The sequence below is a fragment of the Streptococcus oralis genome, assembly GCF_006175905.1.
Classification (GTDB): domain Bacteria; phylum Bacillota; class Bacilli; order Lactobacillales; family Streptococcaceae; genus Streptococcus; species Streptococcus oralis_BG.
On the sequence record NZ_SSNB01000001.1, the window covers coordinates 110,647 to 135,024 of the forward strand.

The window sequence follows — 24,378 nt, forward strand, 5'->3', positions numbered from 1 at the left end:
CTCCTTTCAAGTCAAAAACGAACTTCTAGTTTCACTATTTACTTTGGGATTTTATTTAGTACCGAACAAGCGGTCTCCAGCATCTCCAAGACCTGGAACGATATAACCGTGTTCGTTCAAGCGTTCATCCAAGGCCGCAGTAAAAATTTCTACATCTGGGTGTGCTTCTTGAAGGGCTTTCACTCCTTCTGGAGCAGATACTAGGCAGACAAACTTGATATTTGAAGCGCCACGTTTTTTAAGCGAATCTACTGCCAAGATTGCTGAGCCACCTGTTGCCAACATTGGATCAACGACAAAGATTTGACGTTGGTCAATATCCTCAGGTAATTTCACCAAGTATTCAACTGGTTGAAGGGTTTCTTCATCACGGTACATACCAATGTGTCCAACTTTTGCTGCTGGAACCAAGCTCAATAGTCCATCTACCATCCCGATACCTGCACGCAAGATTGGGACAATCGCCAATTTTTTACCAGCCAATTGTTTTTGAACGGTCTTTGTGATAGGTGTTTCGATTTCCACGTCTTCAAGTGGAAGATCACGAAGTACTTCATATCCCATCAACATTGCAATCTCGTCTACTAGTTCACGAAAAGCTTTTGTAGAAGTGTCTGTACGACGCAAGATTGACAATTTGTGTTGAATGAGTGGATGATTAATGACTTCAATTTTTCCCATTTTCTGAGTTCCTTCTTTCAATTTATTCTTCTTATTATATCAAAAAACGGTTTAAAAAGCTGTCTAAACCATTTATTTTAATTAATTTTTAAATCAAATCTGCCTCTTGAAGAGCTGTCTGAACAGTCTCTAATGGTAAATGGGTCAACTCGGTGCCTTTTTCTTGATAAAGGTACTGGGCATAGTCATCCATTCGGTACTGGTTGATATAAACCACGCGCTTGCAACCAACCTGAAGCAGTTGTTTGGTGCAGTTCAGACAAGGGAAATGGGTCACATAGGCTGTAAATCCTCTGGGAACCCCTCGTTCGGCTCCTTGCAAGATAGCATTGACCTCGGCGTGAAGGGTTCGGACACAGTGTCCTTCAATGACCAGACATTCGTGGTCGATACAGTGCTCCGTTCCCGATACAGAACCATTGTAGCCTGTTGAAATGACTTTATTGTCCTTAACGAGGACAGCTCCCACCTTGGCACGTTTGCAGGTCGAACGATTGGCAATCAGTAAAGCCTGGGCTGCAAAGTACTCATCCCAAGCCAGTCTTTTTTCTGTCATAAGTCTTCTCCTTATCCCCTATTTTTTGAAAAATGGCAAGCGTAAATCTGCAATCTTTTCAGCCGGAACCTTCATGCCATCCTTGATCCATTTGAGCAGAACTGATACGATGGCAGAGCTCCAAAAGGAATGGAGGTAGCTGCTAACACCTTTTGATTTCCCGTGGTATTTTTCCAGAAATTCCTGCATGGCTTGGACGAAAATCTTTTCCAAGTGGTAGTCCAGGGCAAATTGGATAACCTTAGCTTCTTTCTTTGCTGCGCGGAAAAGGTGAACCCAGACCAAATAGAGGTCGGTTTTAACATCGTAGTGGCTGAGCTGTTCCATGATATTATGAACACTGCGTTTAAAGACGCTTTCCAAAATCTCTTCTTTGGAGTCATAGTTACGATAGAAGGCGGCACGAGAGACGCCCGCCCGTTTGACCAGCTCCGAAATGCTGATCTTGGCCAAGTCCTTTTTCTCTAGAAGTTGCAAAAGAGCCGTCTCGATTGCTTCTCTGGTTAAAAAATTGGATTCTTGATTTGATTTTCTGAGATTTTCAAGAGATTTTTCAGATATTTTACGTTCAGACATAACAATTTCTTTCTACTTGTGACAACAGAGAGGTGGTACTTTTGTTTCAAGGGCTTTCATGATATAATTGTAAAAAAAGACAGAACCTTTGTCAATGTATAAGTGACAAAGATGGAGAATTTCTATGACTTGGAAGATTGTAGCTGACTCTGGTTGTGATTATCGTCAACTAGCAACTCCTGCTATTGATACGGAATTTGTTAGTGTTCCTTTAACCATTCAAGTAGCTGATCAGGTCTTTATCGATGATGCCAATCTTGACATTGACCACATGATGGAAACCATGTATGCGACTTCTGAGGCTTCAAAATCAGCTTGTCCTAGCCCTGATGATTACTTGCGTGCATTTGAAGGTGCTAAGCATATCTTTGTCGTTACCATCACTGGTGCTCTTTCTGGTAGCCATAACAGTGCACAGCTCGCTAAAAATATCTACCTTGAAGAACATCCTGACACTCAGATTCATGTGATTGATACATTGTCTGCAGGTGGGGAAGTTGACTTGATTGTCGAGAAAATCAATAGTTTGATTGATCAAGGACTTTCTTATGAGGAAATTGTTGAAGCTATCACAGCCTACCAAGAAAAAACGAAGTTGCTCTTTGTCCTTGCTAAAGTCGATAACTTGGTCAAAAATGGTCGTTTGAGTAAGCTTATCGGTACTGTCGTTGGCCTTCTCAACATCCGTATGGTTGGGGAAGCAAGTGAAACTGGAACCCTAGAACTGCTCCAAAAAGCTCGTGGACCCAAAAAATCCCTTCAAGCAGCCTATGAAGAACTCATCAAGGCTGGTTATGCTGGTGGCCGTATCGTCATGGCTCATCGTAGCAATGAAAAATTCTGTCAGCAATTGTCAGAACGCTTGCTGGAAACCTTCCCGCAAGCTGAAATTAAGATTCTTCCAACATCTGGTCTCTGCAGTTTCTATGCAGAAGATGGCGGTTTGTTGATGGGATATGAAATTAACTAAGATTATGAGCAACAAGAGATGCCAAGCATCTCTTGTTTTTTTGTGGTACAATAGAGCTATGAAACATTTTGATACTATTGTCATCGGTGGGGGACCTGCTGGTATGATGGCTACCATTTCCAGTAGTTTTTATGGACAGAAAACCCTCCTCATCGAAAAAAATCGGAAACTTGGAAAAAAATTAGCTGGGACTGGTGGGGGACGTTGCAATGTGACTAACAACGGAACTCTAGATGACCTACTAGCTGGAATCCCTGGGAACGGACGCTTTCTTTACAGTGTCTTTTCCCAGTTTGATAACCATGATATCATCAACTTTTTTACGGAAAATGGAGTCAAACTAAAGGTCGAAGACCACGGCCGTGTCTTTCCTGCTAGTGACAAGTCTCGTACCATTATCGAGGCCTTGGAAAAGAAAATCACTGAGCTAGGTGGCCAAGTTGCTACTCAAATAGAGATTGTTTCGGTTAAAAAGGTGGATAATCAGTTTGTTCTTAAATCAGCTGATCAAATCTTCACTTGTGAGAAACTCATTGTTACAACTGGCGGAAAATCCTATCCTTCTACAGGTTCGACTGGTTTTGGACATGAGATCGCCCGTCATTTTAAACACTCCATTACTGAGCTTGAGGCTGCTGAGAGTCCTTTGTTGACTGATTTTCCACACAAAGCGCTTCAAGGGATTTCACTAGACGATGTGACCTTAAGATATGATAAGCATGTCATCACTCACGATCTGCTCTTTACCCACTTTGGTTTGTCTGGCCCTGCTGCCTTGCGTATGTCCAGCTTTGTCAAGGGTGGGGAGGTTCTCTCGCTAGATGTTTTGCCTCAACTTTCTGAGAAGGACTTGGCTGCATTTATAGAAGAAAATCGGGAAAAATCCTTGAAAAATGCTTTAAAAACTTTGCTTCCAGAACGCTTGGCAGAATTTTTGTCGCAAGGCTATCCTGAAAAAGTCAAACAACTGACTGAAAAGGAACGCGAACAACTGCTCCAGTCCATCAAGGCCCTCAAAATCCCTGTGACTGGAAAAATGTCTCTTGCTAAGTCCTTTGTCACCAAAGGCGGTGTCAGTCTCAAGGAAATCAATCCTAAAACTCTGGAAAGCAAGCTAGTTAGTGGACTCCACTTTGCTGGCGAGGTACTGGATATCAATGCCCACACGGGTGGTTTTAACATCACTTCTGCCCTCTGTACCGGCTGGGTGGCAGGATCAACTTAATCTATAAATGATTTAGTATCTAAGGATGTTAGATAAGAAAGGAGCTATTTTGGAACATATTATTTTACTAAGAGGTGTTACTCCTAATGGAAAAAATGCTATCCCAAAAATGTCTTATTTAGTAGATATTTTAACAGAAGCTGGGTTTCAACAAGTTCGAACTTATATTCAAAGTGGAAATATCATTCTTGAAAGTGACTTGACCTTAGAAGAAATACGAGAACAGGTTCACGCTCTAATAAAGGAAAAAATTGGTGCTGACTTAAAAATGGTAATCAAGAACAAAAGTAATTTTACAAAAATTGTCCAAGAAAACCCGTTTGGAGAACACTATCTTTATGACCGTGTACACGTGATTTTTTATCAAGAACCTATTCAAAGCCTCCCTTTAGAAAAATTAAAAATTGATTACGGTGAAGAAGAAATTTGTATCGGTAACCATTGTCTTTACCTCTATCTCCCTAGAACTGCAAAACAAAAGAAACTTAATACCAACTATCTTGAAAAGCTTTTTAATGTAGATTTGACCATGCGAAAGTTAAACGTGGTAGAAAAATTACTAACAAAATAAGTGAAAGAAAATGAACAGAAGAGAGTCAGTCGAATTTGTCAATATGTGTATGATTAAAAACGGGGATAAGGTCCTGGTCCAAGATCGAGTTAATCCTGACTGGCCTGGCATTACTTTTCCTGGTGGTCATGTTGAACGTGGCGAATCCTTTGTCGATTCTGTCATTCGTGAAGTGAAAGAAGAAACTGGTCTGACCATTTCCAAACCCCAACTCTGTGGTATCAAAAACTGGTACGATGACAAGGATTATCGTTATGTCGTCCTTTTTTACAAGACAGAACAATTTGCTGGTGAACTCCAGTCTTCAGACGAAGGGAAGGTTTGGTGGGAGGATTTTGACAATCTGTCTCATCTAAAACTTGCTACTAATGATATGTCTGATATGCTTCATGTGTTTCTAGAAGAAGATCTCAGTTAATTCTTTTACTACAAAGACGGTGACAACTGGTTTTATGACTTGAAGTAAAAAAATAGGCTAGGAAATTCCTAGCCTATTTATTCTGCATTTGTCTGAACGTAAGTTGCAATGACATCTGATGTGTATTGAGCTGTTCCAGGTCCAAATTTGTCAATGTTTTCCTTAAACTCTGGGTTGTAGACGTAGCCTTTGCCGATATGACCGAATACCTCAATAGAGCAGTCAAATCCATAAGTACGAATAGCTTGCAAGAGTTTGGCTGCTTCTTCTTGGTTTTCGACCGCTGTTGCAGTTAGTCCATTTTGAAGGTTTTGTGCCAAGGCTTGAAAAACTTGGTTGAAGGCGGCTGTGGCCTCTTCTTCGCGACCTTTTTGGCGTTCAAGAGCTTGATCTATGACTTCTTGGCCATATTTTTCTACCGCTTCTTGGTGGTATTTTTGATTGTCTTGATAACTAAATCCAGTGAATTTTTCTTCAATAGTCATTTTTCTTTCTCCTTTTTGATCTTGAATGGTTTTTTGCAAGGTGGAAATCAAGGTATCCAGGTGCTGCCTTTCTCGAGTCAAATAGTCCAACTGTCTGGTCAAATGGGGCAATAAATCTGCCCTTTCTTCCTTTAACAGCTCTGCTATTTTTTCTAAAGAAAAACCTAGATATTTATAATACAGAATAACCTGAAGACGTTCCAAATCCTCTTTACTATAGGTTCGATAGCCGTTCTCTGACTTTAAAGGGACTAGGAGTCCTATCTTATCGTAGTGGTGCAGGGTCTTGACAGAGACGCCTGAAAGCTGCGCAGCTTCTTTGATATGGTACATGATTTCCTCCTTACATAGATAGTATAACCCCTCCCCCTAGGTCAGAGTCAAGCGTTTTTGCGAAAAATTTTTAACTTTTTGAGAAAGGTGTGAAAACTTGAAAATGGTTTTCTTGACAGACCTCAGAAAACATGATAGGATAGTCAAGTCTATCAATCAAACAGAAAGCTCATAAAGAGCCATTGAGAGAAGGCTATTTGACAACTCAAGTAGCCTTTTCTTATTTTAAAAAAGGAGATTGGAGTTTAACTATGTCAGAAAAATCGCAATGGGGCTCGAAACTTGGCTTTATTCTAGCATCTGCTGGCTCAGCCATCGGGCTTGGTGCCGTTTGGAAGTTTCCCTATATGACTGCTGCAAATGGCGGTGGTGGCTTTTTACTGGTCTTTCTCATTTCTACCATTTTAATCGGTTTCCCGCTCTTGCTTGCTGAGTTTGCCCTTGGACGTAGTGCTGGCGTTTCTGCTATCAAAACCTTTGGAAAACTTGGCAACAATAGCAAATACAATTTTATCGGTTGGATTGGTGCTTTTGCCCTCTTTATCCTTCTCTCTTTCTATAGTGTTATTGGGGGATGGATTTTAGTCTATCTAGGCATTGAGTTTGGGAAATTGTTCCAGCTTGGCGGAACGGGTGATTATGCTCAGTTATTCACTTCAATCATTTCAAATCCAGCCATTGCTCTAGGGGCTCAAGCTGCCTTTATCTTGTTGAATATCTTTATTGTATCACGTGGAGTTCAAAAAGGGATTGAAAGAGCCTCAAAAGTTATGATGCCTCTGCTCTTTATCATTTTTGTCGTGATCATTGGGCGCTCGCTAAGCTTACCAAATGCCATGGAAGGCGTTCTTTACTTCCTCAAACCAGACTTTTCAAAACTAACCAGCGCTGGTCTCCTCTATGCTCTGGGTCAATCTTTCTTTGCCCTCTCACTAGGGGTGACAGCCATGCTGACCTATGCTTCCTACTTGAACAAGAAAACCAATCTGGTCCAGTCAGGGATTTCCATCGTAGCCATGAATATCTCGGTATCCATCATGGCGGGACTAGCCATTTTCCCAGCCATGTCAGCCTTCAATATTCAGTCTGAAGGGGGACCTAGCTTGCTCTTTATCGTCTTGCCCCAACTCTTTGACAAGATGCCCTTTGGAACCATTTTTTACATCCTTTTCCTCTTGCTCTTCCTCTTTGCGACGGTCACTTCTTCTGTCGTTATGCTGGAAATCAATGTGGGCAATATCACCAATCAGGATAACAGCAAGCGGGCTAAGTGGAGTGTGATTTTGGGAATCTTGACCTTTGGCTTTGGAATTCCTTCAGCCCTATCCTACGGAGTCATGGCTGATGTTCACATTTTTGGAAAGACTTTCTTTGATGCTATGGATTTCTTGGTTTCCAATCTCCTCATGCCATTTGGGGCTCTCTGTCTGTCTCTTTTTACTGGCTATATCTTTAAAAAGGCCCTTGCCATGGAGGAACTCCATCTTGATGAAAGAGCATGGAAACAAGGACTTTTCCAAGTCTGGCTTTTCCTCCTTCGTTTCATCATTCCTATTATCATCATTGTGGTTTTTATCGCCCAATTTATGTAATCAAAAAGGACTTGAGTAGTAAACTCAGGCCCTTTCTTTTTATGGATGGCTAACAATCAATTCCAAACCTTGCCCTTCCAAGGTCCAAGTTTCAACATCACTTGGTAGGATAAAGTGGCTCCCTTTTTGAATCGGATAGTTTTTTCCATCAACAGTGAGGTGACCTTGACCAGCTAAGACACTCAACAAGCTGTAGTGAACTGTCTTTTCAAAGTCAACTTTTCCAGTGATTTCCCACTTGTAAACGGCGAAGAAGTCATTAGACACCAGAAGAGTTGAACGCAAATCATCAGCTTTGATAGTTACAGGACGGCTATTGGCAGGCTCTCCAATGTTTAAAACATCGATAGATTTTTCAAGGTGAAGTTCACGCAAGTTACCCTTGTCATCCTTACGGTCAAAGTCATAGACACGATAGGTGGTATCGCTAGACTGCTGGGTTTCAAGAATCAAGATACCTGCTCCAATAGCGTGCATGGTTCCGCTTGGTACATAGAAGAAATCACCAGCCTTGACAGAGACTTTTGTTAATAGACCATCCCAGTCTTTAGCTTCGATTTGCTGGCGAAGTTCTTCTTTTGATTTGGCATTGTGGCCATAGATAATCTCTGATCCTTCATCTGCAGCGATGATATACCAGCATTCTGTTTTTCCAAGTTCGCCTTCATGCTCTAGTCCATAGGCATCGTCTGGGTGAACTTGGACACTGAGCCAGTCGTTGGCATCGAGAATCTTAGTCAAAAGCGGAAATACTGGTTCTGGACGGTTGCCAAACAATTCACGGTGTTCCGCATACAAAGTTGCTAGATCTATCCCCTCGTAGCGACCATTGGCTACCTTAGAAACTCCATTTGGATGAGCTGAGATAGCCCAGTATTCTCCGATTTTTTCACTTGGAATGTCGTAGCCAAACTCATCACGAAGTTTGGTGCCTCCCCAGATTTTTTCTTGCATAACTGATTTTAAAAATAATGGTTCTGACATCTTATTCTCCTGTCTGTTTTTCTCACTTCATTATAGCAAAAAGCCAGGTCTAATTGAACTCTTTTTTACATCTTATAAAGTAGAGAGAAGATTTTATAAAAATAGTAACGAAATAATCTTTTACTTTATGGAGGAACCTCTAAAGCAGCACTCAGATAGCTCGCTGTCAACGGCTGTTTTCCTCAACTCTCATTAGACTTCCTTTACTTGAGAATCTATTTTTATGTACAAAAAAGACTGAAACTAGTCTTATTTTTAAATCAAAGCTGTGATAGCCGTTACTAGGCCAAAAACGATACCCGGTGCATTAGCAGCCGCAAGGGGAATATCTCTTTCTTTTTTGAAAAGACCGTAGTAAACCCATAGACTACAGTTGATGGCTGCGACTAAGGGTTGGATGAAGTTTCCTTTTTGACCAGCCAGGTTGTTCATAATTTGTGGGAAGTAAGACACGTACATCATAACAGACATGAAGGTCGCTACCCAACCCAAAATTTTCATTTGTTTTTCAGACATTTTCAAAACCTCTTTCATTTTTATGAATCATATTTTATAATCTTTTTTCAAAACAATCAAGACTTTGAAGCTTTTGTTATGAAGATGTAAACTATCACAATCTTGTGATAAGAAAGAGGAAACAGAAAAAGACCGGATTGCTCCGATCTTTTCAATAGTTCATATTCTCACATTCTGTTTTAAGAATGATTAAGGTTATCTTCAAATGATTAAGCGACCTATTTCATACGATAAAAATCAATCACTAGGCCAGCAGGGCCTTTAACTAGTAGCGATTCCGTTCCCCAATCGGTTACAGCTGGTCCGTGTAAAATCTCGACACCAAGCTCTTTCAACCGTTGGTAGTTCTGGTCTACATCCTCAACCTCGATATGAAGAATGATTCCTGACTGAAAGTTTTCCAAAGGAACCAAATGATTTTGAGACAACATGAGGCAGTGACTGCCAATCGTGAACTGAGCAAAACCGTCATCAACATAGTCTGCCTTTTTATCCAAAATACGCTCCAAGTCAGCACAGACTTGAGGGACATCTGAAACAATAATATCTAATTGATTTAAATTCATTTACTATCCTCCATAAAAAGACCGGATTGCTCCGATCTTTTCAAGTTCTGCTCTAAGAAAATCAAAGAATAAAATCTACAAAGTTTACATTTGATTTTCGACGAGAGGAATTATTTGATTGCGCGTGATTGCAATCCTTCTTCTTCCAAGAAGAGGCGGAATGGTACGAGTTCTTCTGCTTCGTATTTTTCCTTGAAGGCTTTGATTGCTTCTTCTGAGTGTTGTTTTGGATCGAGTTCAAGTACTTCTACTGGAAGTGGACGGTGTTGAGAGATGCGAGCATCGATCACAACAGTTTTACCTTCTTTGTTCAATTTAACAGCTTCTGCAACAACTGCATCGATATCTTCGATACGGTCAACTGTAAATCCTACAGCACCTTGAGCTTCAGCGATTTTCGCGTAGTCCGCGTTAGGGAAGTCACAACCAAACAAGTGTTTGTTTGTGTCTTCGTATTTGTCCTTGATGAAGGCATATTTACCATTTGAGAAGACAACGTTGATAACTGGAAGGTCGTATTGAACGTTTGTAATCACGTCTGGGTAGCACATGTTGAATGCACCGTCACCCATGATGTTCCATACTTGGCGATCTGGATTGTCTTTCTTAGCAGCGATACCACCAGGAAGGGCAATACCCATTGTCGCAAAGAGTGGAGATGTACGCCACATGTTCTTAGGTGTCATGTGAAGGTGACGAGTAGATGTTTGAGTAGTGTCACCTACGTCGATTGAGTAGATAGCGTCTTGATCAGCATGTTTGTTGATTGCATTGTAAACTTGGTACAATTGCAATTCACCCTCGGTTTTACCTTCGAGTTTGTTCATGTAATCACGCCAGTTTTGGTTGTTCTTAACGTTTGCACGCCACCATGGAGTAGATTCTACTGGGTTTACTTTGTCAAGGATTGCTTTCGCTGCTTGACCTGCATCACCAAGGATAGAAGCATCAAGGGCATGACGTTTACCAAGTTTGTAAGGGTCAATATCAACTTGGATGAATTTTTCAGTGTTCTTGAAGGCTTCGTAAACTTCAGCAAATGGGAAGTTTGAACCAAGGAAAAGAACGGTGTCTGCTTCAAAGACCACTTCGTTGGCTGGTTTCCAACCAACACGGTAAGCAGAACCTGTCAAACCTTCGTAGTTCCATTCAAAGGCTTCAAAGTTTTTACCAGTTGTGATGATTGGTGCTTTGATTTTACGTGACAATTCAGTAATCACTTCACCTGCTTTAACACCACCGTAACCAGCATAGATAACTGGACGTTCAGCATTGTTCAAGATTTCAACTGCTTTGTCAATTTCAACTTCGTTCAAAGCAGGAGCGATGAATGAACGTTCGTATGAACCTGAACCGTAGTAAGAGTTTTCGTCGATTTCTTGGAAACCGAAGTTTACTGGGATTTCAACAACAGCTGGACCTTTTTTAGAAACTGCAGCACGGCAAGCTTCGTCGATTACTTTTGGCAATTGCTCAGCGTAAGCGACACGTTTGTTGTAAACAGCGATACCGTTGTACATTGGGTTTTGGTTCAATTCTTGGAAGGCATCCATGTTGAGTTCGTTAACTGGACGTGATCCAAGGATAGCAAGGAATGGAGTGTTATCCATAGCTGCATCGTAAACACCGTTAATCAAGTGAGTCGCACCTGGACCACCTGAACCAACAGCAACCCCGATTGAGCCGCCAAATTTAGCTTGCATGACCGCTGCAAGAGCACCTGTTTCTTCGTGGCGAACTTGCAAGAAACGGATATCTTTGTCTTCAGCCAAAGCGTCCATCAATGAGCTGAGTGTTCCTGATGGGATACCGTAGATTGTGTCTACGCCCCATGTTTTCAATACGTTGAGCATTGCTGCAGATGCAGTAATTTTCCCTTGAGTCATAATGATAACTCTCCTTCAAATATTTTTAAAACTTGATAAATCCGTTTTCATATACTAATTGGAAACGTTTCAGCAAATTTTTACTCTACTACTTTACCACATTTGTTTTGGGTATCCTAAGAATGTGCTCAGAAGTTTTTATTCTCTATTACAGTACAGTTTGAAAACGTTTTTAATATCTGTTTTATAATAAAAAGCGAGCAAGCTCGCTTTTAGTCTATTTTACTAAAGTTTAGCATGAGTGAACTGATTAAAACAGATACTGAACTAAAGGCCATGGCCAATCCTGCAAGTTCTGGATTGAGTACCAAACCAAGAACAGAAAACACTCCTGCTGCAATCGGAATACCAATGAGGTTATAGATAGAAGCCCAGAAAAGATTGAGTAGAATACGATTAAAGGTCTTCTTACTCATATCAAAAGCACGTGCCAATCCTAGTAAATTGTTGGTTGTAAGGACAAGATCTGCTGATTCAATGGCAATATCTGTCCCAGAGCCCATGGCAATTCCGACATCCGCTACACTGAGGGCCGGCGCATCATTGATACCATCTCCAACAAAGGCCAATTTCCCATTCTTTTGAAGCTTGTGAATTTCATGTGCCTTTTCCTCTGGCAAGACATTTGCGATTACTTCTTCGATACCAATTTGTTCTGCAATCGCATGGGCTACTCCAGCATTATCTCCAGTAAGCATGACCGTTCTAAGACCACGTTTTTTCAATTTAGCAATAGCTTCTTTGGCATTTTCCTTAGGGACATCCTGCAAGGCAATTAAGCCTTTTAACTGACCATCCACGGATAGGAAGACAACTGTTTTTGCTTCTTTCTCAAGCAAATCAAATCGTTCTTGATAATCATGTGGAATAGCAAGGTCAGCTAAGAGCTTAGCATTCCCCAGCAAGACTTGCTTACCATTAATAATCCCAGTCACACCTTTTCCATGCAAGGCTTGGAAGTTTTCCACTGGGTGAAGGCTAATTCCTAGTTCAGATGCACGATTAACAATAGCTTGAGCTAGCGGGTGTTGAGATACATCTTCCAGTGAAGCAGCCAAACTTAGCACTTCTCCTTCATCTCCGATAACATCTGTCACTACTGGCTTCCCTTCGGTCAAGGTTCCTGTCTTATCAAAAACAACCGTTTGAACTTTTTGGATTTCCTGTAGAACTGTACCATTTTTGAGAAGAATCCCCATCTTGGCACTTCGTCCTGTTCCAACCATGAGTGCTGTTGGTGTCGCAAGTCCAAGAGCACAAGGGCAGGCAATAATCAAGACTGCAACACCATAGAGAAGCGACGTTACAAAACTTTCACCAAGAAAAACAAACCAGATCCAAAAAGTAAGGAGTCCTAAAATGACAACTGCTGGTACGAAAATTCCAGAAATCTTGTCTGTCAAATCTTGAATAGGAGCACGACTGGTTTGAGCTTTCTTCACAAAGTCTACAATCTGAGCCAACATGGTTTCAGAACCTACTTTTTCAGCTCTAAAAATGATCGTACCACTATTATTGATGGTTGAACCAATGACAGCATCTCCAACTGATTTATCGACTGGAATACTTTCCCCAGTTACCATTGATTCATCAATACTAGTTTCTCCTTCTATTACAGTCCCATCAACGGCAATTTTTTCACCTGGTCGAACGCGAATGAGATCCCCAACTTTGACTTGTTCTAGAGGTATTTGAACATAAACATCATCACGCAAAACCTCTGCTGTTTTTGCTTGTAGGTCTAATAATTTTTCGACTGCCTGCGAAGTATTTTTTCGCATTTTTTCCTCAAAAACTGCTCCCAAAAGAATGAAGAAGAGGATAAATGCAGCACTTTCAAAGTAAACGGGCAGACCAGTGAAGAGGGCAACTAAGCTATAGAAATAGGCCACTAGGGTTCCCAGAGCAACCAAGGTATCCATGTTGGAATTGTGCTTTTTAAAACTAGCCCAGGCGCTTCTGATATATGGAACTCCAGCTACCAGCATAATGGGGGTTGTGGCTAAAAAGGTGCCCCAACGCATGACTTGGTGACTAATTCCTCCTGTAGACATCCCAATCATAAGAATCACAAGAGGCACAGTAAAGATACTAGTAATCCAAAAACGTTGTAAAAGACTGAGAGACTTTTTGGTTTTTTCAACAACGGTGTAGGTTCCCTTTTGCATCTTCATGCCACAAGAAAACTCGTGCTCACCCAAGTCTTGAGGCGTAAAGCGAATAATTTTTTCCTCATCTTGAGCGATTGGTTCTAGAATCCCTTCTTCTTCAAACAGAATTTCCTTATAACAGTTTGAAGGTGTCACACGGTGAAAGGTGATCTCAGCAGGAACTCCTTTTTGCAGTTGAATGTGGGCTGGATGGTAGCCTTTGTCTGCCGTGATACGGATTTTTTGAACACCATTTTCAAGATTTGCTTTTATAATTTCAGTCATATCATTCTCCTATTCTACAATCATCTTACCGTGCATCATATTCATGCCACAAGAGAAACCATACTCTCCAGCCTGCTCAGGCGTGATTTCCACTACATACTCTTCGCCCATAGGCAGGTCCGCATGTACACCAAAATCTGGAAAAACAATTTGGTCCAGACAGGGTGAAGGGTCCTTACGGTCAAAGACAATGCGGGCTGGCACTGATTTCTTGAGGATAATCAACTCAGGCGTATAGCCCCCCATGACCTCCACTCGAATCTCTTGGTAGCCGTTTTTTTGCTGGGCCTTTTGTCCAGATTTTTCAGGCTTTTTGAAAAACCAAAACAAGATAAACGCGATAAGGGCAATACAAATAATGGTTACAATAATATTCAACATGACGTCTCCTTTACATACAATTACATTTTACTTCTGTTACAGCGCTTGATTTCTTCTCAGAAATCACAGCTTCCAAGTCTTCCAAGTCAGCCTGAGTAAAATCACATTCAGCAATCAAATCAGCCAACAAGTTCTTAATCCTACGAGAACAAACCTTGTCCTTGATATCTTGGACAAGTAAATCCCGACTTTGGTCCAAAGTTAAAAGGGCTGAATAGACAAAGGACTTGCCTTCTTTTTTCCGAGTCAGACACTCTTTCTCAACCAAACGAGCCAAAAGAGTTTGAATGGTTGACTTGGACCAGTCGAATCGCTCAGCCAGAACCCTGATCAAATCTGAACTGGTCTGCTCCCCCTGCATCCAAATAATCTTCATAACCTGCCATTCTGCATCTGAAATCTGCATAATCACACCTCCTAAATCTACATTTGTCAATTACAATTATCAGTATACTCTTAAAATCTACATTTGTCAACTATAATTTTTATTATTTTTTCGAAAAATAGAATTTTAATCATTTGATGAGAGATTTCCAGCCAAATCTTACTATATAAACTATAAAAATATGCTATACTAAAGAAAAAAGAAAACAACCACTAGGGGTGCGTAAAGCTGAGATTAACAACTGTTAGATCCCTTTGACTCAATCTAGCTAATGCTAGCTGATGGAAGTGGAAATGATAATGGGGACTAGCAGTCTTCTATTACCTTTCTAAAACAGACCAGCTTGTTCTTAAGAATACAAACTTCAGTTGGTTGGGAGGTTTTAGATGACTTATTTACCCGTTGCTTTGACCATTGCAGGAACTGACCCTAGTGGTGGTGCTGGCATTATGGCTGATTTAAAGTCATTCCAAGCTAGAGATGTCTATGGAATGGCTGTTGTGACAAGTCTTGTCGCTCAAAATACCAGAGGCGTTCAATTGATCGAGCACGTTTCTCCTCAAATGTTGAAAGCCCAATTGGACAGTGTCTTTTCTGATATTCCACCTCAGGCTGTAAAAACAGGGATGTTGGCAACTACTGAAATTATGGAAATCATCCAGCCCTATCTTAAAAAGCTGGATTGTCCCTACGTTCTTGACCCTGTTATGGTCGCAACAAGCGGAGACACCCTGATTGATACTAGTGCCAGAGACTACCTAAAAACAAACCTGCTTCCCCTTGCAACCATTATCACACCCAATCTTCCTGAGGCAGAAGAGATTGTTGGTTTTTCAATCCATGATCCCGAAGACATGCAGCGTGCTGGTCGCCTGATTTTAAAAGAATTTGGTCCTCAGTCTGTGGTAATCAAAGGTGGCCATCTCGAAGGCGGTGCCAAGGATTTCCTCTTTACCAAGGAGGACCAATTTGTCTGGGAAAGTCCACGAATTCAAACCTGTCATACACATGGTACTGGATGTACCTTTGCTGCAGTGATTACTGCTGAACTAGCCAAGGGGAAAAACCTCTATCAAGCAGTTGATAAGGCCAAAGCCTTTATCACAAAAGCCATTCAAGACGCCCCTCAACTCGGTCATGGTTCTGGTCCAGTCAACCATACAAGTTTTAAAGATTAAAAAAACTCTCTAGTTCCCACTTTAAGGGAATTAGAGAGTTTTTGATTAAGAAATAATGTCATCCAACTTTGTCAAAAAGGCTTGCGTTTTTGCCTCTATATCTTCTGCCTGCATCAAATCACGTACTACAGCTACACCAGCTATACCCGTGCCAATAAGTTGGTCGATATTCTCAGAAGTTAAGCCTCCAATAGCAACTACTGGAATAGCGACCCTTTGGCAAATTGTTTTCAAGGTTGAAATCAGGGTGATAGGCGCATTTTCCTTGGTCGTAGTCGGGAAAATGGCTCCTGTCCCCAAGTAATTCGCCCCTCCTTCTTCTGCCTCGAGGGCTCTTTTTACAGTTTTAGCTGTGACACCAAGTATTTTGTCAGGGCCCAAGACTTGTCGAGCAACCGAAACTGGTAGTTCATCGTCTCCGATATGCAGACCAGCAGCATCGACTGCAAGACAAACATCCAAACGATCATCGATAATCAAGGGTACCTGATAGGCATCGGTTATTTCCTTGACTTGTTTGGCCAGTTGATAGTATTGATTGGTCGTGAGATCTTTTTCTCGTAGTTGGATGATGGTAACACCCGAACGGCAGGCCGTCTCGACTTTTTCAAGAAAGTTTTCCAAGGAATCTTGGTAGCGATTGGTTACTAGATACAGTCTAAGTGCTTCTCTATTCATAAAAGTCTCCTTTGATGGCTTCTAGCCAATTTTCGTCTCTTTTTAGGAGAGAGAGTCGATTTAGAACTTGGTAACGAAAATCTTCCAATCCCATTCCTTGAACAAATATTCTCTCAGCAGAGATATTGAGATAAGAAACTGCTAGGCAAGAAGCTTCAAATGCAGTCTTTCCTTGGCTGAGAAAAACGGCTGTCAAGGCTCCAACCAAGTCTCCTGTACCTGTTATCCAGTCCAATTCTGCACAGCCATTTTCCAGTACAGCGACCTGATTCTTCGAAACGATGAGGTCCTTGGGGCCTGTGACTAAGAATGACATACCAGGATAAAGCTGACACCAGTCTTTCAAGACTTGAAGTAAATCCTCAGTTTCTTGATCTTTAGCACTCGCATCGACCCCAACGCCGTGGTGCTTTAAGCCAACAAGACTTCGAATTTCTGACATATTTCCTTTAAGGACCGTAGGTCTATAGTCTAAAAGGTCTTTAACTAAGCTCTTACGAATGGTTGAAGCTGCTACACCAACCGCATCTACCACCATTGGGAGAGAAGCTTGGTTTGCATCAGAAGCTGCCATACGAATTGCTTTTTCCTTCTCAACAGACAAATGCCCCAAATTGATGAAGAGAGCTTGACTTTGCTTAGTAAAAGCAAGAACCTCACGAGGATCATCTGCCATAACAGGTTTGCATCCCAGAGCCAAAATGCCATTGGCCATCATCTCACAGGAAATCTCATTGGTGATGCAGTGAATCAAGGAACTGGTTGCTAGAGGGAAAGGATTTGTCAATTTCTGCATCATTCTATCCTTTCTCCAAAGAAATATCCCTGCACTTTTTTAAAGAATTCCTGCTTGATTAAAAATCGAAAGGCGAGGAAAGCTATGGCTGTACCAATCAAGGTTGCTCCGAAAAATCGAGGGGTGTAGATAAACCAACTAAGCTTAGCAGCCGATCCTGTAAAGAGAACCATAACAGGATAGGAAACAATGGAACCGATAACCCCTGTTCCCAAGATTTCTCCTAGGGCAGAAAAGTAAAATTTCCGACCATACTTATAAAAGAGACCTGCAAGGAGTGCTCCAAAAGTAGCTCCTGTTAGGGCCAAAGGGGGAATGCCCTGAGTTGACATACGGATAAAGGCTGTCACTGTAGCCATGACCAAGGCATAGACAGGCCCCATCAAGATTCCTGCAAGAATGTTGACTACACTAGACATTGGTGCCATTCCTTCAATTCGAAAAATGGGTGTAAGAACTACGTCAAGGGCAATCATCATGGATAAAATGGTTAATTTGTGAACTTGAAGTTGGTGGTTTCTCATTTTCTATTTCTTCTCTTTTTCTAAGGACTGCAAATCACTCGTCCATGTTTGATGTTGGTAGGCCATCTCCCAAAACTTGGCTTCCATGTGGACACTGCGGTGGAAGGCCTCTAGCATTTTTTGTTTGTCCGTCTCGTTGCTTTCTCGATAGAGTTGATTGACCAGCTCTTCTTCCTCTTTAATCTGCTGTTCTAATTCATCGGTGATATAGGTTTCAATCCACTGTTGGTAAAGAGGATTCGGGGATGGTTTGCGATTAAGTGCCTTGCCCAAATCATGGTATAACCAAGGACAGGGGAGCAAACTAGCAAAAGCAATGGCTAGATTTGCTTCTTCAAATTGACGATAAATGTGAGAAATGTAATGATAACAGGTTGGAGCAATCGGTCGCTCATCCATTTCCTGGGCACTGATTCCTAATTCCTTGAAAAATTGTTGGCGGATAAACAACTCACCATCCACTAGACTCTGGGCATTTTGTTTCAAGAGTCTTTTCATCTTTTCGTTTGGAGTCTTATCAGCCAAGAGGTGATAGGCTTCTGAAAAAGACTTCAGATAATAAGCATCCTGAATTAGGTAATAGCGGAAAATAGAAGGTTCTAACGTTCCTTCTTGTAACTGTAATACAAATGGGTGATGAAAGGAAGCCTGCCAAGCTTCCTTGGATAATTCCATAGCAATATCTGTAAATTCCATAATAACTCCTTTATAGAAATAAACTGGTTTGAAGCAATAAAAAGAAAAGTAGGTAGATCAATTTTGTCCTCTGAGAAATATAAAAAGTCCGATAGCTATTCTCCACCTGTGCATGTTCGTCATATCCGTGCGCAGATAGAGCTCTCAGGTAAAGATGGCGCCATCTAAAGACCGTCATCAGAACCTTACTGTAAATCAAGGGAGACCAAACATGCAGTTCTTGACCGCGCAATAAACAAGCTTCCTTGAGTGACTTGATTTCCTGCTGAATGAGGGGAAAGGAATTGAATACCACAATCAAGGCATAAGCCCAAGAACGTGATACCCCCTTTTGACCCAAGTACAAGAGAAGCTCTTTTAGGGAAATAGAGGAAACAAAGACAAGACCGATACAAACTGTCACAAAGGCTCTCGTTCCAAGCATCACTGCCTGCGAAGCATCCCCATGTAACTGAACTGCCCAGTAGTTGGCGAAAGAAGGTAAAATGGCGAGCAAAATCATCCAAGCCAATATTTTAAATCGACGGTAATAGAGTAAAAAGAGTATGCAAAATACAACTACCGAAAGATTAAGAGCAATCGAAGGAATGAAAGATGTTTCCAAGGATAAAATTAGAAAGAAAAGACTGATAACCGGTGTCTTGGTTGCTACTCTGATCATACTACCTCACCTCCCCTAGAGTATCATTTTTCAGAGATGGGAGAGGTTTGCTGATAGTCACTTCTTGAAGATGGCTGAGACCCTCACTAGTCATCTCAATCCAATAATCAACCACAGAAATCAAGGGATCTAAACGATGGCTAATGATCAAAAAACTTCTTCCTTGATTTCTATCCTCCAACATCCACTGACAAAAATAATGGCAGGCTCTATCATCCAAACCAGCAAATGGCTCATCTAGCAAGATCACAGAAGCCTTGCTGGTCAAGATGGTCAATAGCTGAAGAATCTTTTGCTGGCCACCACTTAATTGATAGGGACTCTTATCGAGTGCCTGCTCCAAATTAAAAAATTGTAATGCTTGGAGAATCCGCTGATTTCTTTCAGATTCTGGACTATCTAATTGCAGTTCCTCTCGCAGACTGACTCGGATAAACTGCTTCTCAGCTTCCTGAACAACACCCGTCAGTTCACGATACAGGCTCTTTTTCTTTTTCAGGACCGAACCCTTCCAAGTAATGAACCCCTTATACTTTTGAAATTGAAGAATAGAGCGAAAGAGAGTTGATTTCCCGACACCATTATCACCCAAGATACAGGAAATCCCTTGGTAAAATGTGAAATCCGCAATCGAAAAGAGGGGGCGATTACCCAGCTCACAAGTCACACGGTCCATATGGAATAGTTCTGGACTAGAGGGAACTTCCTTTGAAGAAACCTGTATCATCTCAGAGGTTGGGATTTTATTTATTTCCCTTAGTTGCCCGTCTCTCAGCTCCACCATATGGTCAATGTAGGCTCCATAGTCCGTTAAATCATGATCGCACAGGATGACTGTCTTCCCATTAGAGGACAACTCTTTTAGAATCTCCAATATCTCCAGCCTACTCTTTCGGTCAATGGAAGCGAAGGGCTCATCCAAGAGATAGACCCTAGGATTCATGGCAAAGAGAACAGCTAGCGCAGCCTTTTGTTTTTCCCCACCTGACAAGTGATGAATGGGACGGTGCAAGATCGGCTCGCAACGACATTGCCGGACCACCTCAGCTATTTTAGAATCAATCTCTTGAACAGGATGACCGATATTCTCCAAGGTGAAAATCAGCTCCTCAAACAAGTTCTCAATGGTAAATTGATGATTGGGATTTTGAAAGAGAATGCCAACCGTCTGAACACGTTCGACGATAGAAAGCTGACTGACCTCGCTCCCATCTATCAAGACTTGACCGCTATAGGGAAGAGAACTGACTTGGGCAATCATTTGAAAGAGGCTGGATTTTCCTGAACCACTGCTCCCAACTAACAAGGTAAAGGCTTGCGCATGAAAAGTAAAATCAATCGGCTCTGAGAAGATTGGGGACTGAATCTCCCGTAATACCAGGCCCATCTATGCCTTTCCTCCAGCTGCAAACTGATGATAGAGTTTGACAATGGCACGAACCAAAATGGTACAGAAGAAAAAGACGGAAATAAAACGCACCACCAGCAAGGAAAGGACAAAAGGAAGGGAGAAGGCATAGTAACCTAATTTAATGTATTCATAGACAAAGCTAAAAAGGGTAATCCCAATACTATTTGCAGTTAGAGAGAGCCAACTTTCATAACGATTCTTGGTTACGATAAAACCAAATTCACTTCCCAAACCTTGAACCAAACCGGACAACAGAGCACCTAGACCGAATTGGCTACCATAAAGGACTTCAGCAAGCGCAGCTAGCACTTCTCCAATCGTTGCGCTTCCCACTCTTGGAACAAAGATAGCAGCAATAGGCGCAGCCATACACCAGAGACCAAAGAGGATTTCATTGGCAAAGGCCTGTAAACCAAGAGGGGCTAAAATCAGGGTGAGGATATCAAACAGATAGCCGGAACCCACAAAAACGCCACCAAAAAAGATAGACAAGAAAGCAAGTAAGATCACATCTTTTAACTGCCATTTTTTCAACATAAAAACTCCTTCTTAAAGAAAAGTGGGGCATTTAAGGTAAGCTACCGAAAGGCTTTCCGTCAAGCCTATCCTCTTTTGATAAACAAAAAAACTCCAATTACAAACGAGAATTAGAGTTTACCTTACAAGATTAGACAGTTCTTTTCGACATACGAAAAAAACCTTTTCACATTTCCCTTCGCCAGTATTAACTGTATCAGGTTCAATGGGTATCATCTCAGCCTAAAGCACCCCAAATGTCTTTATTATTTTATTACTGGACCAGTATAGCAAAAAATGAAACCCCTAGCAAGATATTTGACTGGAAAATATATTTATATAGTTTCTAATAACGATTTAATCTTTCTATACACGAAGAAAAACCTCCACATCAGGTGGAGGCTGTCTTCTTTATCAATACAATTTTAAGTCACGAGGGTCGACTGGGAAGGTTGGGTTGTATGGGTTATGACGGAGTTTGAAGTGTTTGACATCCTCAATAGTCTGAGTTCCAGATAACTGCATGACTGTCTTCAATTCTGCATTCAAGTGTTCAAAGACTTGACGCACACCGACACTACCACCGAGAGCCAAACCATAGATGACAGGGCGACCAATAGCTACCAAGTCTGCTCCTGAAGCCAAGGCTTTAAAGACGTGTTGACCGCGACGAACACCAGAGTCAAAGACAATTGGCACACGTTTATCAACTGCTTCAGCAACTTCTTGAAGTGAGTCAAAGGCAGCTGGTCCACCGTCGATTTGGCGACCACCGTGGTTGGTTACCCAGATACCAGAAGCTCCTGCAGCAAGCGAACGTTCAACGTCCTCACGACACTGCGGCCCTTTCACATAGACAGGAAGACCTGAGTATGTAGCGATAAATTCTACATCACGTGGAGACAAGCGTTGTTTAGCTGACTTGTAAACAAAGTCCATTGATTTACCGGCACCTTCTGGTAGGTATTCTTCAACAATTGGCATGCCAACGGGAAAGACAAAACCATTGCGCTTGTCCACCTCACGATTGCCCCCTACAGTTGCATCTGCCGTCAAGACAATCGCTTTGTAGCCTTCAGCCTTCACACGGTCCATGATATGGCGGTTGATACCGTCATCCTTACTAAAGTAAAATCGGAACCAGTGAGGTGTCCCTTGAAGAGCTTCTGTAATTTCTGGAAGGTCTACAGTAGAGTAAGAGCTAGTTGTATAGAGGGAACCGAACTCATGTACACCACGCGCAGTCGCCACTTCACCCTGTTCATTTGCCAACTTATGAGCCGCAACAGGCGCCATAATAATTGGTGAAGATAATTTTTCACCAGCAAATTCAATCTCTGTACTTGGATTTTCAACATCACAAAGCGTATGAGGAACGATGAGCTTGTGGTTAAAGGCGCGGATATTCTCACGTAATGTGAAAGTATCCTCTGCTCCACTAGCGATATAACCAAAGGCAGCTTTAGGAATGACTTGTTGCGCCATTGGCTCCAAATCATAAGTGTTAATAAAATCTACAGGTCCTTCTGCATTGCTTGTTTTATATGACATAAAGTGTCCTCCTTATTAAGTAAGCGTTTACTTTGTCTTACATAAACTATCTTACCTCTTTTTCAGAATCCTTTCAAAAATTTTGTCTGGAAATTTCAAACTGATTATCTGAGTATGCCGCCCAAAAAGAAGGTCTCTCATTCTACCATTATCCTATATTCATCTTTACCTTTAGGAATCATAGTTTTATTGCCTATATGCAAAAAATCAGGTAATTCTAGTGACTACCTGATTTTCTATGTTTTAGGCATTTTGCCAATTTTCTTGGTCTTCTTTAAAGCGTTTTAGGAGGTCGAGTCCTTCTGGCGTGATGTAACCTTCTTCTTGGGCTAGGTGGATCAGTTCACTGTAGTTAGAAAGCGTCACAAGTTTGACACCAGCATCCGCAAAATTCTTATCAGCTTTTGGCAATTGATAACTGAAAATCGCTACGACACCAAGTACATCAGCTCCTTCGCGTTTAGCTGCTGCTACGGCTTCAAGAACAGACCCACCCGTTGAAATGAGGTCTTCAACAACAACCATCTTTTGACCTTGTGCTACGCGACCTTCGATTTGGTTACCAGCTCCGTGGTCTTTTGGTTTGCTGCGGATGTAGGCAAAAGGCAAGTTCATCTTGTCAGCGATAATAGCTCCGTGTGGAATTCCTGCTGTCGCAGTTCCTGCAATCACTTCTACTTCTGGAAATTCAGCTTTAATAGCTTCCACAAAACCATTTTCAATCAAGCTACGAGTCTCTGGATAGGCTAACGTCACACGGTTGTCAGTATAAATCGGCGATTTGATACCAGATGCCCAAGTGAAAGGTTCCTCTGGTTTGAGGTAAACGGCTTGGATTTTCAAGAGGTGGCTAGCGATATCTTTAGCAAGTGTCATAGTATTCTCCTTTGTTTTTATAATCTATTTCTTTAATTTCAGTCTTGGTTCCATTCATTCTTGATAGCATGATAAGCTACAACAGGATCCTCAGCTTGGGTAATAGGACGTCCTACTACGATATAGTCACTACCGATTTGATAAGCATCCGCTGGCGTCATGACACGTTTTTGGTCTCCTACGGCAGTTCCCGCCGGACGAATTCCCGGTGTCAGACAGATAAAATCTGGATTGGTGGACTGCTTGATGAGTTGCACTTCCTGAGCTGAACAAACCACACCGTCCAAGCCCGCTTCAGCTGTCTTCTTGGCATAGTGAATCACAGACTCTTGCAGGCTGGTTTGGATATTTTGAAAGTCTCTCATTTGTTCTTCAGAAGTTGAAGTCAATTGAGTGACAGCAATCAATTTTGCTTCTTTTCCAAGACCTTCACGCGCAGCCTTCATCATCTCCACACCACCTGCAGCATGAACGTTGGTCATGTCTACACCAAGCTGAGATAAGACCTTCATGGCAGATTTTACTGTATTTGGAATGTCATGTAGCTTGAGGTCCAAAAAGACACTATGCCCCAGTGACTTCAAATAACGGACAACTTCAGGACCTTCCGCATAATAAAGCTCCATCCCTACTTTTAGATAAAGACTTTCTTCTGCTGGGAAAAGAGATAAAAATTCCTTGACCGCCTCAAAACTAGGAAAATCAAGAGCAATAACTGGACGATGTTCACGCATACCTTTCTCCTTTTACCTTTAAGAGCAAGAGAGTATGGTCAAAAACAAACCACGAAAAAAGGAACCTGCCAACAGCAAGGTTCCACGAAAAATGGGTAGAGTCCACCCTTTCACCGTCTAACCTTAGCTGCCTCTCTGGACTGCTTTAAAGGTTTTTTTCTATTCTATTATTTATACTAGGACTTGTCAAGCAAAAA

At 41.6% G+C, this 24,378-nt stretch carries 27 protein-coding genes and 2 riboswitches; of the genes, 6 read left to right on the forward strand and 21 right to left on the reverse strand.

What is annotated here, in order from left to right; genetic code table 11:
- Positions 1 to 51 precede the first annotated feature (51 nt).
- The 3 genes from upp to E7Y33_RS00570 all read right to left on the reverse strand — a co-directional run bounded on the left by upp (position 52) and on the right by E7Y33_RS00570 (position 1,813).
- Entirely contained in the window at positions 52 to 681 is a 630-nt protein-coding gene (gene upp / locus E7Y33_RS00560; protein WP_000515974.1) for a uracil phosphoribosyltransferase, read from the reverse strand.
- 88 nt (positions 682 to 769) lie between these two features.
- Positions 770 to 1,237, reverse strand: a complete 468-nt coding sequence (locus tag E7Y33_RS00565; protein ID WP_000136994.1) for a deoxycytidylate deaminase — start codon at positions 1,235 to 1,237, stop codon at positions 770 to 772.
- 18 nt (positions 1,238 to 1,255) lie between these two features.
- Positions 1,256 to 1,813 (reverse strand): TetR/AcrR family transcriptional regulator, encoded by a 558-nt coding sequence (locus E7Y33_RS00570; protein WP_042767775.1) that lies wholly within the window; start codon positions 1,811 to 1,813, stop codon positions 1,256 to 1,258.
- Positions 1,814 to 1,937: 124 nt separating this feature from the next.
- Here E7Y33_RS00570 and E7Y33_RS00575 point away from each other — a divergent pair, with 124 nt between their 5' ends.
- From E7Y33_RS00575 to E7Y33_RS00590, 4 genes are read left to right on the forward strand one after another with little or no spacing between them, the layout of a single operon-like run.
- Entirely contained in the window at positions 1,938 to 2,783 is an 846-nt protein-coding gene (locus E7Y33_RS00575) for a DegV family protein (RefSeq protein WP_139689342.1), read from the forward strand.
- Between the two features lie 58 nt (positions 2,784 to 2,841).
- Positions 2,842 to 4,008 carry an aminoacetone oxidase gene (aao, locus tag E7Y33_RS00580; RefSeq protein WP_139689343.1) on the forward strand — a complete coding sequence of 389 codons (1,167 nt, stop codon included), beginning with the start codon at positions 2,842 to 2,844 and terminating at the stop codon, positions 4,006 to 4,008.
- A gap of 49 nt (positions 4,009 to 4,057) precedes the next feature.
- Positions 4,058 to 4,579, forward strand: a complete 522-nt coding sequence (locus E7Y33_RS00585; protein ID WP_139689759.1) for a DUF1697 domain-containing protein — start codon at positions 4,058 to 4,060, stop codon at positions 4,577 to 4,579.
- A gap of 10 nt (positions 4,580 to 4,589) precedes the next feature.
- Positions 4,590 to 4,997 (forward strand): 8-oxo-dGTP diphosphatase, encoded by a 408-nt coding sequence (locus tag E7Y33_RS00590; protein WP_139689344.1) that lies wholly within the window; start codon positions 4,590 to 4,592, stop codon positions 4,995 to 4,997.
- A 77-nt stretch (positions 4,998 to 5,074) separates the two neighbouring features.
- On the opposite strand, the gene E7Y33_RS00595 is transcribed toward E7Y33_RS00590, so the two are convergent.
- On the reverse strand, positions 5,075 to 5,815 hold the full coding sequence (locus E7Y33_RS00595) for a MerR family transcriptional regulator (RefSeq protein WP_139689345.1): 741 nt from the start codon (positions 5,813 to 5,815) through the stop codon (positions 5,075 to 5,077).
- Between the two features lie 251 nt (positions 5,816 to 6,066).
- Here E7Y33_RS00595 and E7Y33_RS00600 point away from each other — a divergent pair, with 251 nt between their 5' ends.
- Positions 6,067 to 7,407, forward strand: coding sequence for a sodium-dependent transporter (locus E7Y33_RS00600; protein ID WP_139689346.1), 1,341 nt, complete (start codon positions 6,067 to 6,069; stop codon positions 7,405 to 7,407).
- Positions 7,408 to 7,446: 39 nt separating this feature from the next.
- Here E7Y33_RS00600 and manA read toward each other — a convergent pair whose 3' ends face one another.
- From manA to E7Y33_RS00635, 7 genes are all read right to left on the reverse strand, one after another.
- Positions 7,447 to 8,391: a mannose-6-phosphate isomerase, class I gene (gene manA / locus E7Y33_RS00605; protein ID WP_139689347.1), complete on the reverse strand. Its 945-nt coding sequence runs from the start codon at positions 8,389 to 8,391 to the stop codon at positions 7,447 to 7,449.
- Positions 8,392 to 8,646: 255 nt separating this feature from the next.
- Entirely contained in the window at positions 8,647 to 8,907 is a 261-nt protein-coding gene (locus tag E7Y33_RS00610) for a SemiSWEET family transporter (RefSeq protein WP_001291473.1), read from the reverse strand.
- A 218-nt stretch (positions 8,908 to 9,125) separates the two neighbouring features.
- On the reverse strand, positions 9,126 to 9,473 hold the full coding sequence (locus E7Y33_RS00615; protein ID WP_001052635.1) for a VOC family protein: 348 nt from the start codon (positions 9,471 to 9,473) through the stop codon (positions 9,126 to 9,128).
- 110 nt (positions 9,474 to 9,583) lie between these two features.
- Positions 9,584 to 11,359: a pyruvate oxidase gene (gene spxB, locus E7Y33_RS00620; protein WP_007520383.1), complete on the reverse strand. Its 1,776-nt coding sequence runs from the start codon at positions 11,357 to 11,359 to the stop codon at positions 9,584 to 9,586.
- Between the two features lie 212 nt (positions 11,360 to 11,571).
- Complete coding sequence (locus E7Y33_RS00625; protein WP_139689348.1) at positions 11,572 to 13,794, reverse strand: heavy metal translocating P-type ATPase; 2,223 nt, start codon at positions 13,792 to 13,794, stop codon at positions 11,572 to 11,574.
- A 9-nt stretch (positions 13,795 to 13,803) separates the two neighbouring features.
- On the reverse strand, positions 13,804 to 14,175 hold the full coding sequence (locus E7Y33_RS00630; protein WP_000932059.1) for a cupredoxin domain-containing protein: 372 nt from the start codon (positions 14,173 to 14,175) through the stop codon (positions 13,804 to 13,806).
- Between the two features lie 10 nt (positions 14,176 to 14,185).
- Complete coding sequence (locus E7Y33_RS00635) at positions 14,186 to 14,581, reverse strand: CopY/TcrY family copper transport repressor (RefSeq protein ID WP_001167188.1); 396 nt, start codon at positions 14,579 to 14,581, stop codon at positions 14,186 to 14,188.
- Positions 14,582 to 14,764: 183 nt separating this feature from the next.
- Positions 14,765 to 14,863: riboswitch (TPP riboswitch) on the forward strand.
- An 83-nt stretch (positions 14,864 to 14,946) separates the two neighbouring features.
- Here E7Y33_RS00635 and thiD point away from each other — a divergent pair.
- Entirely contained in the window at positions 14,947 to 15,738 is a 792-nt protein-coding gene (thiD, locus tag E7Y33_RS00640; protein WP_139689349.1) for a bifunctional hydroxymethylpyrimidine kinase/phosphomethylpyrimidine kinase, read from the forward strand.
- 45 nt (positions 15,739 to 15,783) lie between these two features.
- Here the strand turns inward: thiD and thiE are convergent, their stop codons facing one another.
- The 10 genes from thiE to pyrF all read right to left on the reverse strand — a co-directional run bounded on the left by thiE (position 15,784) and on the right by pyrF (position 24,181).
- Positions 15,784 to 16,416: a thiamine phosphate synthase gene (gene thiE / locus E7Y33_RS00645; RefSeq protein ID WP_139689350.1), complete on the reverse strand. Its 633-nt coding sequence runs from the start codon at positions 16,414 to 16,416 to the stop codon at positions 15,784 to 15,786.
- On the reverse strand, positions 16,409 to 17,215 hold the full coding sequence (thiM, locus tag E7Y33_RS00650) for a hydroxyethylthiazole kinase (protein WP_161976014.1): 807 nt from the start codon (positions 17,213 to 17,215) through the stop codon (positions 16,409 to 16,411). Before thiM ends, thiE begins: the two co-directional genes overlap by 8 nt.
- Positions 17,212 to 17,736, reverse strand: a complete 525-nt coding sequence (gene thiW / locus E7Y33_RS00655; RefSeq protein ID WP_139689351.1) for an energy coupling factor transporter S component ThiW — start codon at positions 17,734 to 17,736, stop codon at positions 17,212 to 17,214. The genes thiM and thiW overlap by 4 nt, the downstream gene beginning before the upstream one ends.
- A gap of 3 nt (positions 17,737 to 17,739) precedes the next feature.
- On the reverse strand, positions 17,740 to 18,432 hold the full coding sequence (gene tenA / locus E7Y33_RS00660) for a thiaminase II (RefSeq protein ID WP_084975684.1): 693 nt from the start codon (positions 18,430 to 18,432) through the stop codon (positions 17,740 to 17,742).
- Positions 18,433 to 18,442: 10 nt separating this feature from the next.
- Entirely contained in the window at positions 18,443 to 19,093 is a 651-nt protein-coding gene (locus tag E7Y33_RS00665; RefSeq protein WP_139689352.1) for an energy-coupling factor transporter transmembrane component T, read from the reverse strand.
- A 1-nt stretch (position 19,094) separates the two neighbouring features.
- Positions 19,095 to 20,480 (reverse strand): ATP-binding cassette domain-containing protein, encoded by a 1,386-nt coding sequence (locus tag E7Y33_RS00670; RefSeq protein WP_139689353.1) that lies wholly within the window; start codon positions 20,478 to 20,480, stop codon positions 19,095 to 19,097.
- A complete protein-coding gene (locus E7Y33_RS00675; RefSeq protein WP_000915267.1) occupies positions 20,481 to 21,041 on the reverse strand; it encodes an ECF transporter S component in 561 nt (186 codons plus the stop codon). It abuts the gene before it with no gap.
- A 156-nt stretch (positions 21,042 to 21,197) separates the two neighbouring features.
- Positions 21,198 to 21,286, reverse strand: a riboswitch (TPP riboswitch).
- 148 nt (positions 21,287 to 21,434) lie between these two features.
- Positions 21,435 to 22,571 carry an L-lactate oxidase gene (gene lctO, locus E7Y33_RS00680; protein WP_139689354.1) on the reverse strand — a complete coding sequence of 379 codons (1,137 nt, stop codon included), beginning with the start codon at positions 22,569 to 22,571 and terminating at the stop codon, positions 21,435 to 21,437.
- Between the two features lie 243 nt (positions 22,572 to 22,814).
- Positions 22,815 to 23,447 (reverse strand): orotate phosphoribosyltransferase, encoded by a 633-nt coding sequence (gene pyrE / locus E7Y33_RS00685; RefSeq protein ID WP_000170888.1) that lies wholly within the window; start codon positions 23,445 to 23,447, stop codon positions 22,815 to 22,817.
- Between the two features lie 38 nt (positions 23,448 to 23,485).
- On the reverse strand, positions 23,486 to 24,181 hold the full coding sequence (gene pyrF / locus E7Y33_RS00690; RefSeq protein WP_139689355.1) for an orotidine-5'-phosphate decarboxylase: 696 nt from the start codon (positions 24,179 to 24,181) through the stop codon (positions 23,486 to 23,488).
- Between the last annotated feature and the right edge of the window lie 197 nt (positions 24,182 to 24,378).

Bases quoted from the DNA above. Each gene is read 5' to 3' on its own strand.
- upp (WP_000515974.1), bottom strand. From the start codon at position 681: ATGGGAAAAATTGAAGTCATTAATCATCCACTCATTCAACACAAATTG.
- E7Y33_RS00565 (WP_000136994.1), bottom strand. From the start codon at position 1,237: ATGACAGAAAAAAGACTGGCTTGGGATGAGTACTTTGCAGCCCAGGCT.
- E7Y33_RS00570 (WP_042767775.1), bottom strand. From the start codon at position 1,813: ATGTCTGAACGTAAAATATCTGAAAAATCTCTTGAAAATCTCAGAAAA.
- E7Y33_RS00575 (WP_139689342.1), top strand. From the start codon at position 1,938: ATGACTTGGAAGATTGTAGCTGACTCTGGTTGTGATTATCGTCAACTA.
- aao (WP_139689343.1), top strand. From the start codon at position 2,842: ATGAAACATTTTGATACTATTGTCATCGGTGGGGGACCTGCTGGTATG.
- E7Y33_RS00590 (WP_139689344.1), top strand. From the start codon at position 4,590: ATGAACAGAAGAGAGTCAGTCGAATTTGTCAATATGTGTATGATTAAA.
- E7Y33_RS00595 (WP_139689345.1), bottom strand. From the start codon at position 5,815: ATGTACCATATCAAAGAAGCTGCGCAGCTTTCAGGCGTCTCTGTCAAG.
- E7Y33_RS00600 (WP_139689346.1), top strand. From the start codon at position 6,067: ATGTCAGAAAAATCGCAATGGGGCTCGAAACTTGGCTTTATTCTAGCA.
- manA (WP_139689347.1), bottom strand. From the start codon at position 8,391: ATGTCAGAACCATTATTTTTAAAATCAGTTATGCAAGAAAAAATCTGG.
- E7Y33_RS00610 (WP_001291473.1), bottom strand. From the start codon at position 8,907: ATGTCTGAAAAACAAATGAAAATTTTGGGTTGGGTAGCGACCTTCATG.
- E7Y33_RS00615 (WP_001052635.1), bottom strand. From the start codon at position 9,473: ATGAATTTAAATCAATTAGATATTATTGTTTCAGATGTCCCTCAAGTC.
- spxB (WP_007520383.1), bottom strand. From the start codon at position 11,359: ATGACTCAAGGGAAAATTACTGCATCTGCAGCAATGCTCAACGTATTG.
- E7Y33_RS00625 (WP_139689348.1), bottom strand. From the start codon at position 13,794: ATGACTGAAATTATAAAAGCAAATCTTGAAAATGGTGTTCAAAAAATC.
- E7Y33_RS00630 (WP_000932059.1), bottom strand. From the start codon at position 14,175: ATGTTGAATATTATTGTAACCATTATTTGTATTGCCCTTATCGCGTTT.
- E7Y33_RS00635 (WP_001167188.1), bottom strand. From the start codon at position 14,581: ATGCAGATTTCAGATGCAGAATGGCAGGTTATGAAGATTATTTGGATG.
- thiD (WP_139689349.1), top strand. From the start codon at position 14,947: ATGACTTATTTACCCGTTGCTTTGACCATTGCAGGAACTGACCCTAGT.
- thiE (WP_139689350.1), bottom strand. From the start codon at position 16,416: ATGAATAGAGAAGCACTTAGACTGTATCTAGTAACCAATCGCTACCAA.
- thiM (WP_161976014.1), bottom strand. From the start codon at position 17,215: ATGATGCAGAAATTGACAAATCCTTTCCCTCTAGCAACCAGTTCCTTG.
- thiW (WP_139689351.1), bottom strand. From the start codon at position 17,736: ATGAGAAACCACCAACTTCAAGTTCACAAATTAACCATTTTATCCATG.
- tenA (WP_084975684.1), bottom strand. From the start codon at position 18,432: ATGGAATTTACAGATATTGCTATGGAATTATCCAAGGAAGCTTGGCAG.
- E7Y33_RS00665 (WP_139689352.1), bottom strand. From the start codon at position 19,093: ATGATCAGAGTAGCAACCAAGACACCGGTTATCAGTCTTTTCTTTCTA.
- E7Y33_RS00670 (WP_139689353.1), bottom strand. From the start codon at position 20,480: ATGGGCCTGGTATTACGGGAGATTCAGTCCCCAATCTTCTCAGAGCCG.
- E7Y33_RS00675 (WP_000915267.1), bottom strand. From the start codon at position 21,041: ATGTTGAAAAAATGGCAGTTAAAAGATGTGATCTTACTTGCTTTCTTG.
- lctO (WP_139689354.1), bottom strand. From the start codon at position 22,571: ATGTCATATAAAACAAGCAATGCAGAAGGACCTGTAGATTTTATTAAC.
- pyrE (WP_000170888.1), bottom strand. From the start codon at position 23,447: ATGACACTTGCTAAAGATATCGCTAGCCACCTCTTGAAAATCCAAGCC.
- pyrF (WP_139689355.1), bottom strand. From the start codon at position 24,181: ATGCGTGAACATCGTCCAGTTATTGCTCTTGATTTTCCTAGTTTTGAG.